The organism is Acidovorax sp. Q11 (assembly GCF_054950075.1).
The window spans coordinates 24,837-40,483 of record NZ_JBUDZG010000022.1 but is presented as its reverse complement, the minus strand read 5'-3'; the positions used below and the strand labels follow the sequence as shown (position 1 = coordinate 40,483).

Below are 15,647 nucleotides of genomic sequence, written 5' to 3'. Positions count from 1 at the left end.
AGAAGTCTAGGAACGCGCGGCAGTTTTGCCTGTTAAAAACTCCTTAAGCAGACCTTCTGCGAACCTTAAATAACGCCTTCAGCGCCGCAAATGTGAATTCCTTCACACCCGCGCACGCAGCAGGTCCACCGCCTTCTCCGCAATCATCACCGTCGGCGCATTGGTGTTGCCGCTCACGATGCGCGGCATGATGGACGCGTCCACCACGCGCAGGCCCACGAGGCCATGCACACGCAGTTCGGCATCCACCACATCCAGCGGCCCCGGCCCCATGCGGCAGGTGCCCACGGGGTGGTAGATGGTGTCGGCGTACTGGCGGATGAACTGCTCGATCTCGGCATCGGTGCGCGCACTGGTCGAGGCCGCCAGCTCCTTGGCGCCGAACTTCGCGAGCGCCGGTTGCATGAGGATCTCCCGCGTGCGTTTGAAGCCACGCACCATGCGCGCCATGTCATCAGGATCGGCCAGGAAGTTCGGGTCCACCAAAGGCAAGGCCATGGGGTCGCGGCTGGCCAGCGTGACCGCGCCGCGGCTCTTGGGCTGCAGCAGGCACACGTGGGCCGAGTAGCCATGACCGAACACGGTCTTGCGCCCGTGGTCCACCAGCTTGCCGATCACAAAGTGCAGCTGCAGGTCGGGCGCGGGCTCGGACGGGTCGCTCTTGATGAAGCCCCCCGCCTCGGCAAAGTTCGTGGTCAACATGCCCGTGCGGTGCTTGCGCCATTCGGCAATGCCGCGCAGCGTCTGCGCCATGCCCGACAGTGACAGGCCGAACAGGTCCTTGAGCTCGGGGGCGTCCAGCACCTGCACTACGTCGGGATGGTCGTGCAGATGCTGGCCCACGCCCGGCAGGTCGTGCAGCACCGGGATGCCGTGCTGCTGCAAATGGGCGGCCGGCCCCACACCCGACAGCATGAGCAGCTGCGGCGACAGCAGTGCCCCCGCACTCAGCAGCACTTCGCGCCCCGCACGCACCTGCTTCAAGGCACCGCCCTGGCGGTATTCGACGCCCACGGCGCGCGTGCCCTCGAACAGGATGCGCGTGGCGTGGGCACCGGTGATGACCTGCAGGTTGGAGCGCGCAAGGTGGGGCGTGAGGTAGCCCTTGGCCGCGCTGTGGCGTTCGCCGTTCTTGTGCGTGACCTGGTACAGGCCCACGCCCTCTTGGCTGGCCCCGTTGAAGTCGGTGTTGTGCGGGTACCCGGCCTGCACACCCGCTTCAGTGAAGTGGTGGCTGAAGCGGTTGGTCGAGCGCAAGTCGGCCACGTTGAAAGGCCCGCCCTGGCCGTGCCAGGCATCGGCGCCGCGCTCGTTGTGCTCGGCGCGCAGGAAATAGGGCTTCACATCCTCCCAGCCCCAGCCCGGGTTGCCCTGCGCAGCCCAGTGGTCGTAGTCGGCATGCTGGCCCCGGATGTAGACCATGGCGTTGATGGAGCTGGAGCCCCCCAGCACCTTGCCGCGTGGCTGGTAGCCGCGCCGGTTGTTCAGCGCGGTCTGCGGCGTTGTGTTGAAGCCCCAGCCGTTCAGCTCGAACTTGGCCATCACGGCCAGCCCGGCGGGGCAGTGGATGAGCACGCTCTTGTCGGCGGGGCCCGCCTCCAGCAGGCAGACGCGCACGGAGGGGTCTTCGGTCAGGCGGCCAGCCAGCGCGGAGCCCGCCGAGCCGCCGCCGATCACGATGTAGTCGAACATGTTGTTGTGTCTCCTCCGCCATGCTGCGCAGCGGCTTGTTGGTTCAGGTTTGACGCACGATAACCGAACGGTCGTGCGATTCCCCTTACCATTCCGGCCATCCGTTTCACTTTGAAGAGGGCTCTCTATATGACGATTCAGACCGTAGGCATCATCGGCGCAGGCACCATGGGCAACGGCATTGCACAGGCCTGTGCGGTGTCGGGCATCAACGTGGTGATGGTTGATATCTCCGATGCTGCAGTGCAAAAAGGCCTGGCCACCGTGGCCGGCAGCCTGGACCGCCTGATCAAGAAGGAAAAGATCAGCGAAGCCGACAAGGCCGCCGCGCTGGGCCGCATCAAGACCTCCACCAGCTACGACGACCTCAAAGCCGCGCAATTGGTGATTGAGGCCGCCACCGAAAACTACGAGCTCAAGCTCAAGATCCTGAAGCAGGTGGACGCCATCGTGGCGCCCGAGGTGCTGATCGCATCGAACACTTCTTCGATCTCCATCACCAAGCTGGCCGCCGCCACCAGCCGCGCCGACAAGTTCATCGGCATGCACTTCTTCAACCCCGTGCCCATGATGGCGCTGGTGGAGATCATCCGTGGCCTGCAGACCAGCGACGCCACGCACGACGCCGTGAAGGCCCTGGCCGAGGCCCTGGGCAAGAGCCCCATCACCGTGAAGAACGCGCCCGGCTTTGTGGTGAACCGCATCCTGGTGCCCATGATCAACGAGGCCTTCTTCGTGCTGGCCGAAGGTCTGGCCACCCCCGAGGACATCGACGCGGGCATGAAACTGGGCTGCAACCAGCCCATCGGCCCGCTGGCGCTGGCGGACATGATCGGCCTGGATGTGTGCCTGGCGGTGATGGATGTGTACCTGACCGAGTTTGGCGACAGCAAGTACCGCCCCTGCCCGCTGCTCAAGGAAATGGTGGCGGCGGGCCGCCTGGGCCGCAAAACGGGCCAGGGCGTGTATAGCTACTAACCCCCCTGAGGCGCTTCGCGCCTTCCCCCCAGAGGGGGACGCACCCGGCGCACGGAGTGAAGACGACATTCACATGTCGTGGCGGCCCTTGCGCGGGCGCACTCGCATGGGCCGCGCCAGTTTTTGAGGCCACTTACGCTTGTCATTCGCACTGTCTCGGCTGAGACGGCGCCCAGCGCGCTAAGCGTTTTCAATCAGGGGCCAGGAGACCCGCGCCCATGACAAACATCACCCCCACCACGCCCCCGCCCGAGGGCAACATCGACACCCAGGTCATCGGCCATGTGCTGCTGATCGGCATCAACCGGCCCGCCAAGCGCAATGGCTGGACGCCGCCGATGTTCCGCCAGCTGGCCGAGGCCTACACCCGCCTCGATGACGACCCGCAGCTGCGCGTGGGCGTGCTGCACGCGTTTGGCGACCACTTCACCGCCGGGCTCGATCTGCCTGCCGTGAGCGCCTACATGCAGCGCGGCGAAAAAGCCATCCCCGAAGGCCTGGTCGAGCCGCACGACTACGGCCTGCCCGGCTACAGGCGCCGCACCAAGCCCATGGTGGCGGCGGTCAAGGGCATCTGCTTCACCGTGGGCATCGAGCTGATGCTGGGCGCCGACATCGTGGTGGCGGCCGACAACTGCCGCTTCTCGCAGATGGAGGTGCAGCGCGGCATCATGGCCACGGGCGGTGCCACGCTGCGCATGGCCGAACGCGCGGGCACGGGCAATGCGTTGCTGCACCTGCTGACCGCCGACGAGTTCGGCAGCGCGGAGGCGTACCGCCTGAACTTCGTGCAGAAGGTGGTACCGGCTGCGCAGGTGCTGGAGGAAGCCATCACCATCGCGCAGCGCATCGCGGCCCAGGCGCCGCTGGCCGTGGTGGCCACGCGGCTCAATGTGCTCAAGGCCATTGAGCAGGGGCAGGCGGCGGCGGTGGCCGAGTTCATCCCGGTGCAAAAGCAGCTGGCCAACAGCGAGGATGCGGCCGAGGGCGTGCGCGCCTTTGTGGAGCGGCGGCCCGCGCAGTTCAGCGGGCGCTGAGCGCGGGCGCAGGCGGCTGCGGGCCCGCCGAGCTGCGCCCGCCCCTCCACGCCGACAGCGTCCTTTCGGGCAGGGTTGGCAGGAATCACGCGTGTGGGCGCGGCAAAGCTCAAGCAAAAATGGCCGTTACCGCGCGTCCATCACACCCATGCAGCTATTAAAAATATAGCAATTAGGTTTGGAGTGCGCCTTGTTCGGGCGCGCGTCTACCACCGGACGATTTTCCGCACTCCCGCATCCAACCCGTCCTCGTCCGCAACAAGGTTTTACAAAATTCAATTTCACACAATTTAATAACCCGCCACAATTCACCCCATGCCCAGCCCCAGCACCCCCTCCACCCCCAGCCCCGCCATCCTGCGGCTGGACAACCAGGTCTGCTTTGCGCTGTATTCCGCCTCGCTGGCGATGACCAAGCTCTACAAGCCCCTGCTCGACCACATCGGCCTGACCTACCCGCAGTACCTCGTGATGCTGGTGCTGTGGGAGCAGGATGGCGTGACGGTGTCCGAGCTGGGCGAGCGCCTGTTCCTCGACTCCGGCACGCTCACGCCGCTGCTCAAGCGCCTGGAGGCACAGGGCCACATTGCCCGCCTGCGCGATGTGCAGGACGAGCGCCGTGTGCGCATCACCCTCACGTCGCAAGGCCGCGCACTGTGCAACCAGGCCGAAGCCATTCCACCGTACGTGCTGCAAAGCAGCCAGTGCTCGATTGCCGAGCTGACCACCTTGACCACCGAACTCAAGCAGCTGCGAGACCGGCTCAGCGAGCAACGCTGACGGCCTTCAGACAACGCAAGAACCGATTCCCTCCACCGCCCGCCAGTGGGCAAAAACCGCAAGGAAGACACCATGACCAAGCTCGAAAAAGTCCTGTACACCGCCAAGTCGCACGTGACCGGTGGCCGCGATGGCGCCGCCAAGACCGATGACGGCCGCCTGGAAGTCAAGCTGTCCTCGCCCGGCACGGCCGGCACCGGCACCAACCCCGAGCAGCTGTTTGCCTCCGGCTACGCAGCCTGCTTCATCGGCGCGATGAAGGCCGTCGGCGGCAAGATCGGCATCCCCGTGCCCCAGGACGTGACCATCGACGCCGAAGTGGACCTGGGCCCCATCTCGAACGCCTACGGCATCGCCGCCCGCCTGGCCATCAGCCTGCCCGGCCTGGACAAGGAAACCGCCCAGAAGCTGGTGGACGCAGCCCACCAGGTCTGCCCCTACTCCAACGCCACGCGCGGCAACATCGACGTGACCATCACGATCGTCTAAGCGATGGGCCGCCGGTTGCTTCCCCGCATCTCGGTGGCCCTGGTGGCCATCGAGCATGTGTACATCCTCGTGCTCGAAATGTTCTTCTGGAACAAGCCCCTGGGCAAAAGAGTCTGCTGACGGCCTCCCTGGGGTCCCCAGAGAGGCCGTCAGCAGACTCTGCGACCTTCAACCTGACCCAGGAGCTGGCCGACGCCACCACCACGCTGGCGGCCAACCAGGGGCTGTACAACGGTTTTCTGGCGGCGGGCCTGTTCTGGGGGCTGTTCACCGGCAACCGGGTGTTCAAGATCTTCTTCCTGGCCTGCGTGATCGTGGCCGGGGTGTTTGGCGCCGCCACCGCAGCGCCCAAGATCTTCTTCAGCCAGGCGCTGCCCGCGATCATTGCGCTGGGCCTGGTGCTGGCGCTGGACAAAAAACCCGCCGTACAGCGCAGCCTCTGAGCTATCAAATCAATAGCTGCCACCACCCTATAGACGGGCGGTGGCAGCTATTTTTGCTTTGAATCAGGGAAAGCACGGCGGCCTGCAAGCTGCCATTCAGCCATGCGCGCGATGATGGGGTTGGAGACAACACCATGAAAATCGCCCTGCTGTCCGACATCCACGCCAACCGCCAGGCCCTGGACACCTGCCTGCAACACGCCCGCGCCCAGGGCGCCGAGCAGTTTGCGCTGCTGGGCGACCTGGTGGGCTACGGTGGCGAGCCCGTGGCGGTGGTGGAGCAGGTGCGCGACCTGGCCCAGCAGGGCGCCCTGTGTGTGCTGGGCAACCACGACGCCATGGCCCTGGCGCCGCCCGCCAACCCCCGCAACCGCAGCGAGCTGGGCGCGCAGTGGACACACGACCAGCTGGGCAACAGCCACATCGCGTTTCTGCAATCGCTGCCGCTCACCGCCCGGCTGGGCACCAGCGCACTGCTGGTGCACGCCAGCGCCGACATGCCCGCCCAGTGGCGCTATGTGGAAGACTCCAACGCCGCCGAGCGCAGCATGACGGCGGCCCAGGCCCTCGACCCCGCCATCCGCTATGTGTTCAGCGGCCATGTGCACGAACAGGTGCTGTACTTCCTCACGCCCACCGCCAAGCTCATGCGTTTTGCCCCCGAGCCCGGCGTGCCTGTGCCCGTGCCGCCACACCGCCAGTGGCTCGCCATCGTGGGTTCGGTGGGCCAGCCGCGCGATGGCGATGCGCGCGCCATGTATGCCGTGTTCGACGACACCGCCAAACAGATCACCTTCTACCGCGTGCCCTACGACCACCTGGCCGCCGCCGCCGCCATCCGTGCGGCATGCCTGCCGGGCTTCTACGCGGACCGCCTGGAGCACGGCCAATGAAGCTGCTCGAACCCGGCACCGAGATCGACGGCTTCCGCGTGGTGGACTGCATCCACGCGGGCGGCATGGCGCACATCTATGCGGTGGACTACGCACAGGAAGGCCGCAGCCCCGGCTTTGCCATGGCGATGAAGATCCCGCGCATGACGGCGGGCGATGGCGCCGAGAACATCGTGAGCTTCGAGGTGGAGCTGCAGATCCTGCCCGTGCTCAGCGGCCCGCATGCGCCGCGTTTTGTGGCGGCAGGCGACCTGGTGCGGCTGCCCTACCTGGTCATGGAATACATCCCCGGCCAGACGCTGCAGCACTGGTTGGATGCGCCCGGGCGCTGCGACATCGCAACCATAGCCCGCCTGGGTGCGGCCACGGCGCGCGCCGCGCACAGCCTGCACCAGCAGAACGTGTGCCACCTCGACCTCAAACCGGCTAACGTGCTCATCAAAGAAGATGGCACGGCCGTGCTGCTGGACTTTGGCCTGTCGTGCCACGCGCACTACCCCGACCTGCTGGCCGAGGAAATGCGCCAGGCCGTGGGCTCGCCCGCGTGGATCGCCCCCGAGCAGGTGGTGGGCGTGCGCGGCGACCCGCGCAGCGACATCTTTGCCATCGGCGTGATGCTGTACGAGCTGGCCACGGGCGAGCTGCCCTTTGGCGCCCCCACCACCAGCGGCGGCATGCGCCAGCGCCTGTGGATGACGCCCGCGCCACCGCGCAAGCACCGCGCCGACATCCCGCCCTGGCTGCAGGAGGTCATCCTGCGCTGCCTGGAGCCTGAGGCCTCCCACCGCTACCCCTCGGCCGCCCACCTGGCGTTCGACCTGTCCCACCCCGAGCAGGTGCGCATCACCGAACGCGGCGAACGCACCGAGCGCACGCCGCTCTCCACCCATTTCAAGCGCTGGCTGCGTGCGGCGGGCATGCACTACACCCCCAGCCCGCTGCCGTCGGCGCAGATTGAAGACACGCCCATCCTCATGGTCGCCGTGCCCCATGCCGATGTGAGCGATGCCACGCTGTACTCGCTGCGCCAGGCTGTGGCCCGCTCACTGGGCATCCGCCCCGGCGCGCGGCTGGCCTGCGTGACGGTGATCTCGCCCGGCGCCAGCAGCACCAGCGACAGCAACCGCAGCGAAACCACGCTGCACCGCCAGCACATGGCCCGCCTGCGCCAGTGGGCCCAGGGGCTGGACCTGACCGGGCACACCGTGAGCTACCACGTGCTCGAAGCGGGCGACGTGGCCCTGGCGCTGGTGCGCTACGCGGCCAGCAACCACGTGAGCATGATGATCCTGGGGGCCGCCACCCACGGGCTGCAGATGCAGCGCTTCATCGACACCGTGCCCATCCGCGTCGCGCGTGATGCGCCCTGCACCGTCATCCTGGTCAAGCAGGCGCTGCCGTTCGAGCAGCTGGGCCAGACGTTCCCGGGCTAAGCGCCTGTTCAAGAAGTGGGCCCCGCTGTCGCCGAGGTGGCGCGGCCCGCTTGAGCCGCGCCGGGCTTTCGTTTAGCGTGGCGGCATGAGCACCACCACCCTCCTCGTGCGCCAGGACAACCTGGCCAGCACCCGCCTGTTGACCGCCGACGACACCCCGCTGGAAGGCGGCCAGGTCCGCGTGCGGGTCGAGTCGTTCGCCCTCACGGCCAACAACATCACTTACGCCGCGCTGGGCGACATGCTGAACTACTGGCAGTTCTTCCCCACCGGCGAAGCGGGCTGGGGCATCGTGCCCGTGTGGGGTTTTGGCACGGTGACCGAGTCCTTGCACCCCGACGTAGCGGCGGGCGAGCGCCTCTATGGCTACTGGCCCATGTCCAACCAGGCCGTGCTTTCGCCCGAGCGCGTGAACGCCGCAGGCTTCAGCGACGGCGCTGCCCACCGGGCAGGCCTGCACGCGGTCTACAACCACTACCTGCGCACCGGCACCGACGGGCTGTACCGCGCCGACAACGAGGACGTGCAGGCGCTGCTGCGGCCGCTGTTCATCACCTCCTGGCTCATCGACGACTTTCTGGAAGACCAGCAGTTCTTTGGTGCCAAGCGCATGCTGCTGTCCAGCGCATCGAGCAAGACGGCCTACGGCACCGCGTTCCAGCTCGCGCAGCGCGAAGGCATCGAGGTCATCGGCCTCACCTCGCCGGGCAATGTGGCGTTCTGCGAAAGCCTGGGCTGCTACGACCGCGTGATCCCCTATGACGCGCTGGACCAGCTGGACGGCGCTGTGCCCAGCGTGTACATCGACTTTGCAGGCAGCGTGGGCCTGCGCCAGCGCGTCCATGCCCACTTCACCGGCCTGGCCTACAGCTGCTCGGTGGGCGCCAGCCACGTGCAGGACCTGGGCGGCGCAGGCCAGTTGCCCGGCCCACGCCCGGTGATGTTCTTCGCCCCCGCCCAGGTCAAGAAGCGCCACGCCGACTGGGGCGCCCAGGGCCTGAACGACCGCCTGGTGGCGGCCTGGAACCAGTTCAGCACCGCCGTCTCGTCGGGGCCACAGCCCTGGCTGGTGGTGCAGCACCATGCAGGTCCCCAGGCCACGCAGGCGCTGTTTGCGAGCGTGCTGGCGGGCAGCGGCGACGCGCGCGCCGGGCATATCGCGACAATGCTGCCTGGCTGAAACACTATGCCCGGCCGTCAAGGGCATGGCGGCGACAATGGGGCATGACCCCATTGCCCCCCGATACCGCTGCCAACGCCTCGAACGACCAACACCCCTACGCACGCCTCACCCCCGACCAGGTGCTGGACGCGCTGGCCAGCGTGGGCCTGTATGGCGACGGCCGCCTCATGGCCCTGTCGTCGTACGAAAACCGGGTGTACCAGGCCACGCTGGAAGACGGCGAGCGCGTGGTGACCAAGTTCTACCGCCCAGGCCGCTGGTCTGAGGACCAGATCCTCGAAGAACACGCCTTTGCCGCCGAGCTGATGGCCGCCGAAGTGCCCGCCGTGGGCCCGCTGGTGCTGAACGGCACCACCCTGCACCAGCACGATGGCTTTGGGTTCTCGGTCAGCCCCTGGCGCGGCGGGCGCCAGCCCGAGCTGGATGACTTCGAAGTGCTGGAATGGATCGGCCGCTTTCTGGCGCGCATCCACACCGTGGGCGCGGCCCAGCCGTTTGTGCACCGGCCGGTGCTGGACCTGCAGACCTTCGGCCAGGCCTCGCGCGACTGGCTGCTGGGCAACGACATCATCCCGCTCGACGTGGCCGCCGCGTGGAAAACGCAGTGCGACATCGCTCTTGAACTGATAGCAAAAAACATCCACCAGGAGCGCGGAGAAGGCCATTTTTCCTTGAAAGATGCCACCCCCATCCGCCTGCATGGGGACTGCCACCCCGGCAACATCCTGTGGACGCCACTGGACGAGTGGGGCCGGGGCGGCCCGCACTTTGTGGACCTGGACGACGCCCGCATGGGCCCGGCCGTGCAGGACCTGTGGATGCTGCTCTCGGGCGACCGGCGCCAGCGCACCCACCAGCTCGGCGCGCTGATCGACGGCTACGAGCAGTTCCGCAGCTTCGACCGCCGCGAGCTGGCGCTCATCGAGCCGCTGCGCACCCTGCGCCTCATCCACTACAGCGCCTGGCTCGCACGCCGTTGGCAGGACCCCATCTTCCCCGCCAACTTCCCCTGGTTCGGCAGCAGCGACTACTGGCGCGGGCAGGTGGACATGCTCATCGAGCAGAACGAGGCGATGCAGGAAGACCCGCTGGTGGCCTGACGGGATGTGACCGCGCGGGGCAGCCTGGCCAGCGCAGGCCCGGGCCATTGCAAACGATTGTCAACCCCTGCGCACAGAAGCCCGATGTGGGGCACCATCGAGGCACTCCCTTCCACGGGGGTGTTTTGTAGTTGATTTTCACGGCCCTCCGGCCCCGAGCCCACCACCATGCGCATCGCAGTCCTTGACGACGACCTTCTCCTGCTGGAGCAGATCAAGGGCACCTTGGAATGCCACCACCATGTGTGCCACACCTACACCGACGGCAGCAGCCTGCTCAATGCCCTGCGGCACGACACCTTCGACCTGCTGATCGTGGACTGGCACCTGCCCGACATGGAGGGCACCGAGGTCGTGCAGACAGTGCGCGACATGGGCGGCATGCAGCTGCCCATCCTGTTCATCACCCGCCGCAACGACGAGCGCGACGTGATCGAGGCATTCTCGCGCGGTGCCGACGATTTCATGAGCAAACCCTTGCGCATGGGCGAACTGGTGGCCCGCACCACTGCCCTGCTGCGCCGCGCTTACCCTGAAAGCATGGGCGCTCGCATGGCCTTCGGCGCTTACCGCTTCGACGCCGACAAGCGCTCCCTGAGCGTGCACGGCCAGCCCATCGAACTCAAGAACCGCGAGTACGAACTGGCCCTGTTCATGTTCCGCAACGCTGGCCGCCTGCTGTCCCGCACCCACCTGCGCGAGGCCGTCTGGGGCGACGGCGCCGAAACCCCCTCGCGCTCGCTCGACACCCACATGTCGCGCCTGCGCACCAAGCTGGAGCTGACCGAGGACAACGGCTACACGATCTCGGCGATTTATGGGATGGGGTACCGGCTGGATCCTGTGGGCGCACCGGCCCTCCACCGCGCCCCTGCGCAGCAACGCGCAGCGGCCACCGAAACACTTTCAGGGTAGTGGCCGGCTGTGTCCGCAGGCCGGGCTCAAGGCGAAGACGCAGCCGGCGGCAGTGACTCGCGCCAGCTGCGGATCAGCACATCGTTCACGAACTTGCGGTCCATCCACAGCCAGAGCAGGATAGGCACCAGCGTAGGCAGCACCAGAGAGCCCAGCTGGTAGCCATACACAATGGTCTCCATTTGCCACTGGGACACCCTCAGCAGGCGGATGTCGGCCTGGGCGGCCAGCACCATTTGCATCAGGGCGCTCATCGTCAGGCTGAATGCCTGGAACGGTAGCAACAGGGCATAGCCTGCGGCCACACGGCCCAGGCGCCCCCGGCCACGGGCCGCCAGCACCAGCGCAATGAAAATCGGCAGCCCATAGGCATAGCGCGCTGTGCTGACATCAATGGTGATCTCCCCACGTCGCCCACCTGCGTCAGGAACGGAGATCGCCGTATCCACCTCCATGTTGCCCGGCGACAAATGCACTTGCCGCACCCACATGGGCGCACTCTGCTCCAGCGCCATGTGCGAAAGCACCCCCACAGGGTAGGAAGTCCAGGCGGCCACCTGCGACCACAGTGCCGTCAGGGCCACGATCCACCCGAAGGCGGACAGCATGAAGATCGTCAATGGAGAGAGTCGGCGCATGGGCAGTCCGTTGCTTCGCTGTCGGCTCATCGCACTGGCGGCGTCAGGTCCAAAGACGCACTCACCAGCGGGCCGGCAGGCTGTGGCGAGGCGGCGGAGTACGCCGGGGGCGCAGGTGGATCTTCAGGCGGCGATGGAGGGCCGGACGACTTCTGGGACTTGCTGCCTGCACGCACCCACAGCAGCCAGACCACCAGCACATCCAGCATGATGAGTGCCTGCCACAGGTACTCGTGCGCAAAGTTGAACACTTGCGTATTCCACTGCCCCAGGTAGAAGAGGCTGATCACCCGCACCACGTTGAGCCCTTGCACCGCCACAAAACCGGCCAACAGACCGACCAGCTTGTGGCGCCAGGACGAGGGGAAAGCCAGCACGGCGGCAAACAGCACGATGCAGGCTTCGATACCGTTGCATCCGGGCTCGATCGAAACACCAAACCCGGTCGCAGTGTTCCACAACACCTTGCCAGCCGCCGCAGCCGTTTCGTCAAACAGCATGACCAACGCCACACAGGCACGCGCCAGCAATTCCGTCCATGGCAGAACCACATGCTGCTGCACCACGCCCAGCATGTTGATGCCAAAAAGGGAGAGCTGAAGCAGCACAAAGGTGAGAAAAAAACGCAGCATGGGATTCTTGAAGGACAAAGCTGCCTGCAGAAAATGCAGGCGAAGCTCGCATTATCTGCAAACAAAAAAATGGCCAGCACGCCATGGTGCGTGCTGGCCAGCCCCTCCCCGAGCGCTTCGCAGGTGTGCGAAGCACGGAGGGGGACTACAAAAAAGCGGTCAGCGACGCCGCCCCCGCGCCGCCTGCCCCCAAGCCATCAGGCCCAGCAGGGTGGACAGGATGATCAGCCCCCATTCCGACAAGGTTGGAATGCTGCTGGCCCCGCTGGGTGGCACCGACACCGTGGTGGTGGCGGTGCTGGAGTTGTTGCCGGGATTGGTGTCACCCGGAGCATCCAGCGTGGCTGTGTTGACCAGCGGACGTGCGCCGGTATAGGGCGATGCCAACGCCGTCACCAGCGTGAAGGTCCGCGAAGCCCCCACTGCCAGGGGCCCGATCGCGCACCGCACTGTGCCTGCCGCGTTCACGCAGCCAACGGCCGAGACAAAGCTCCCCCCCGCTGGCAGCACATCCACCACCTGTGCGCCATCGCTGGCCAGGGGGCCGTTGTTGGTGACCGTCAGGGTGTAGTTGAGCGACGCGCCGGGCGCCAATGGGCCCGCAGGTGCCGACTTGACCAGCGCCAAGTCGGTTGCCACGGTAAAGCGGCGTGCGGTGGTGTCATGTGTGACCACGTTGTTGGCCAGGGTGGTTTCCGTTTCGTCCACGGTCACGCTGGCCTGGTTGAAGGCCGTACCGCTGGTCGCACCCGCCACCGTGAGCGTTTCCGCACGCATGACGTAAGTCACCGTTGCCGTCTGGCCACTGTTCAGGCCCGGGAAAACGCAGCGCAGCGTGCCACCGGTAGCGCCCACGGTCGGCTCGGTGCACACGCCCCCCGCATTCACAGTCAATGCACCCTGGTAGCTGAAGGTCGCGGTCGGCGCCGAGCCCGGGGCCGGGAAGATGTCCGTCATCACCACATTGGTCCCATAGGAGGGACCGCTGTTGTTGATGGTGATGGTGTAGGTGGTTGGTTGCCCCAGGTCCACCGGGTCGGCGCTGTCCACCTTGTTCACCAGGATGTCGAGTTGCGCGGCCGTGACGGGTGTCGTGGTCGTTGCGCTGTTGTTGCTCGTGTTGGACTCGGCAGTGGCCGTGGTTGCGGCAATGCTGTTGACAACGTTGCTGCCTGCAGCGTTGCCCAGGGGCCGCATGCGGTAGGTTGCCGTCTGCTGCGAGCCCGCCGTGATGCTCGTCCAGGTGCAGGTGAGGGTTCCTCCGACGGTGCCCGCCGTGATCGGCGAGCAGGTTCCACCCCCGCTGACGGTGACCAGCTCGATGAAGGCGGCGTTGGAGGGCAAGGTGTCCACCATCTGCACCGTTTGCGCGGTGGACGGCCCGGTGTTTCCGATCGTCGCCACGAAGGTGATCGGTGCTCCGGCTGCCACGGAGGCGGGGGTCGCGGTCTTGGCGGCCGTGACATCCACCAGGGCCGTGACCTGGCTGGTCACGCTGCCGCTGTTGTTGGATTGATCAGGGTCTCCCACATCGGTGGACCGCACGGTGGCCGTGTTCATGCGATTGCCGGTAGCTGCGATATTGGGACGTACCACCAGGGTCACAGTCGCTTGTGCGCCCGCTGTCAGAGCGCCCAGGGAACAGCTCAGACTCTGCGAAGTCCCGTTGGTCACCCCGTTGGGCGTGCAAGAGCCCTGCGAGGCTATGGCCGACTGAAAGCCCCCCGTATTGACCAGGCTGGCCAAGGTATCCGACACCACCACATTGGTGGCAGTTGCTGGGCCCAGGTTCTCCACGGTGATGACGTAGGTCAGGTTCTCGCCAGCCACCACGGTGGTGGGCGACGCCGTTTTGGACACCACGCGTAGATCGGCCTGCGTGCCCGTCGATGTGACGCTGACCCCCGCACAGTTGTTGGCGGCATTGCTGTCCACACGCAGGCCCGCCCCCAGGGCCACGCAGGCGTTGTTGGTGGCCGTACCGGTGCCGGTCAGCATGGCAGAGACAGTGACCACAGGCGCGTCGGTGTTGGCCGCCAGCGCGGTGGAGCGAGAGCAGTTCCATGCACCAGGGCCAGCAAACGGCAAGGCATCGCAGGTCCATCCGGTTGCGCTGACGAGGGTGTTGAGGGTCGCCCCCGCCGGAACCTGGTCGGTGATGGTGATGGTCTGGCCCGCAGGGATGGCCAAGGGGCCGGTGTTGCGTGCTGTCAGGGTGTAGTTGAACGGCTGGTTGGGCACTACCGGGTTGATGCTGGCCGTTTTGGTCAACCGCATGTCGGCGTCGTTGCTGGACGTGACATTGGCCGTGGCGCTGTTGTTGCCGGGCACGGGATCCGGCAGCGCGGTGCTGACCCCCGCCGTGTTGGCCAACACCCCTGTGTTGTCCGCCGTGGCGGTCACGGTAATGGCGGGCATGTTGCTGAAGTTGGCGCCCATGTACTCTGACCGGGTGCAGGTGATGGTGGCATCACATGTCCATCCGGAGCCCGTGGCCGAGACAAAGGTCAACCCGGCCCCCAAGGTATCGGTCACCGTAACGACCTGCCCCACCAGCGACACACCACCATTGAGACGGGGCGTGAGCGTGTACACCACATTGCCACCCTGCGCCACGTTGGAGCTGGCGGCCGTTTTGGTGATCGACACATCCACCCCGGAGTTGGAGGCCACGTCCACGGTGACCGTGTTGTTGGTCAGGTCCCCATCCGGCATGGTCGCGCTGTCTGGCTTGCGGCCCGCCACGGCGAACGCAGCTGTCACGGTGCCGTTCGCGTTGGACACGGCAGGCACTGTCAACACCGATGTGGTGGCGCCATTCGCCAAGGTGCCAGAACGGGTACAGCTCACGTTGCCGCTGCTCAGCGGGTAGCCGCTGGATGGCGTGCACGACCAGCCACCGCCCGAGGGCGCTGCGGTGATCGACGCGCCCGCAGGGACGGTGAAGGTGATGCTCTGGCTGCCATCTGCCGCATCCGGTCCATGGTTGGTGGCCTGCAATGCGTAGCTGTAGGCCTGGCCCGCGTTCACGCTGGCAACAGACGGAACGGCCGACAGCGAGAGATCCGCCGCTTGCGTGGCCGTTGTGGCCTGGATGCTGTTGACGTTGTTGCTGGTGTTGGGATCGGTGGTGGTGCTGCCCGCCGTGGCGGTGTTGGTCCACACCCCGGCCGAGGGCAAGCGCACGCGCACCGTCACCGTTTGATTGGCATTGAACGGAATGTCGCCCAAGACGCAATTGACCGTGCCGCCAGCCTGGTTGCAGGTGCCCGCCGTGGTGTTGACATCAATGAAGACGGAACCTGTGGGCAAGGTGTCTGTCAGCGTGACACCTACCGCCCCATTGGGTCCGTTGTTGTCGATGCGCAGCGTGTACGTGAAGATGCCGCCGGCTGGCCCCGGGTCCGGAGAGTCTGCGTGGTTCACCACCAGGT

General features: G+C 66.3%; 13 protein-coding genes and 1 pseudogene. 10 read left to right on the top strand and 4 right to left on the bottom strand.

The window, feature by feature from the left end:
• Nucleotides 1-102 precede the first annotated feature (102 nt).
• The gene (locus ACYZGB_RS16540) at nt 103-1,692 is read right to left on the bottom strand and encodes a GMC family oxidoreductase (RefSeq protein WP_462389843.1); all 1,590 of its coding nucleotides are present in this window, start codon (nt 1,690-1,692) and stop codon (nt 103-105) included.
• A 129-nt stretch (nt 1,693-1,821) separates the two neighbouring features.
• Between ACYZGB_RS16540 and ACYZGB_RS16535 the strand changes: the two genes are divergently transcribed.
• From ACYZGB_RS16535 to ACYZGB_RS16490, 10 genes and pseudogenes are all read left to right on the top strand, one after another.
• Entirely contained in the window at nt 1,822-2,670 is an 849-nt protein-coding gene (locus ACYZGB_RS16535) for a 3-hydroxybutyryl-CoA dehydrogenase (RefSeq protein ID WP_462389841.1), read from the top strand.
• A 218-nt stretch (nt 2,671-2,888) separates the two neighbouring features.
• On the top strand, nt 2,889-3,707 hold the full coding sequence (locus ACYZGB_RS16530; protein ID WP_462389839.1) for a crotonase/enoyl-CoA hydratase family protein: 819 nt from the start codon (nt 2,889-2,891) through the stop codon (nt 3,705-3,707).
• Between the two features lie 315 nt (nt 3,708-4,022).
• Complete coding sequence (locus ACYZGB_RS16525) at nt 4,023-4,487, top strand: MarR family winged helix-turn-helix transcriptional regulator (RefSeq protein ID WP_462389838.1); 465 nt, start codon at nt 4,023-4,025, stop codon at nt 4,485-4,487.
• A 72-nt stretch (nt 4,488-4,559) separates the two neighbouring features.
• The gene (locus ACYZGB_RS16520) at nt 4,560-4,976 is read left to right on the top strand and encodes an organic hydroperoxide resistance protein (protein ID WP_462389836.1); all 417 of its coding nucleotides are present in this window, start codon (nt 4,560-4,562) and stop codon (nt 4,974-4,976) included.
• Between the two features lie 3 nt (nt 4,977-4,979).
• Nucleotides 4,980-5,419 (top strand): annotated as a pseudogene (locus ACYZGB_RS16515) (DUF1304 domain-containing protein).
• Between the two features lie 134 nt (nt 5,420-5,553).
• A complete protein-coding gene (locus tag ACYZGB_RS16510) occupies nt 5,554-6,312 on the top strand; it encodes a metallophosphoesterase family protein (protein ID WP_462389835.1) in 759 nt (252 codons plus the stop codon).
• Nucleotides 6,309-7,745 (top strand): serine/threonine protein kinase, encoded by a 1,437-nt coding sequence (locus tag ACYZGB_RS16505; RefSeq protein WP_462389833.1) that lies wholly within the window; start codon nt 6,309-6,311, stop codon nt 7,743-7,745. The genes ACYZGB_RS16510 and ACYZGB_RS16505 overlap by 4 nt, the downstream gene beginning before the upstream one ends.
• Nucleotides 7,746-7,830: 85 nt before the next feature.
• Entirely contained in the window at nt 7,831-8,925 is a 1,095-nt protein-coding gene (locus tag ACYZGB_RS16500) for a DUF2855 family protein (RefSeq protein ID WP_462389832.1), read from the top strand.
• Between the two features lie 44 nt (nt 8,926-8,969).
• Nucleotides 8,970-10,028 (top strand): serine/threonine protein kinase, encoded by a 1,059-nt coding sequence (locus ACYZGB_RS16495; protein ID WP_462389831.1) that lies wholly within the window; start codon nt 8,970-8,972, stop codon nt 10,026-10,028.
• 168 nt (nt 10,029-10,196) lie between these two features.
• Nucleotides 10,197-10,943 (top strand): response regulator transcription factor, encoded by a 747-nt coding sequence (locus ACYZGB_RS16490; protein ID WP_462389830.1) that lies wholly within the window; start codon nt 10,197-10,199, stop codon nt 10,941-10,943.
• Nucleotides 10,944-10,969: 26 nt separating this feature from the next.
• Here ACYZGB_RS16490 and ACYZGB_RS16485 read toward each other — a convergent pair whose 3' ends face one another.
• The 3 genes from ACYZGB_RS16485 to ACYZGB_RS16475 form a co-directional block, all read right to left on the bottom strand.
• The gene (locus ACYZGB_RS16485; protein WP_462389829.1) at nt 10,970-11,581 is read right to left on the bottom strand and encodes an exosortase H-associated membrane protein; all 612 of its coding nucleotides are present in this window, start codon (nt 11,579-11,581) and stop codon (nt 10,970-10,972) included.
• Between the two features lie 26 nt (nt 11,582-11,607).
• Nucleotides 11,608-12,213: an exosortase H gene (gene xrtH / locus ACYZGB_RS16480; RefSeq protein WP_462389828.1), complete on the bottom strand. Its 606-nt coding sequence runs from the start codon at nt 12,211-12,213 to the stop codon at nt 11,608-11,610.
• A 159-nt stretch (nt 12,214-12,372) separates the two neighbouring features.
• Nucleotides 12,373-15,639: an IPTL-CTERM sorting domain-containing protein gene (locus ACYZGB_RS16475; protein ID WP_462389827.1), complete on the bottom strand. Its 3,267-nt coding sequence runs from the start codon at nt 15,637-15,639 to the stop codon at nt 12,373-12,375.
• Nucleotides 15,640-15,647: the final 8 nt, after the last annotated feature.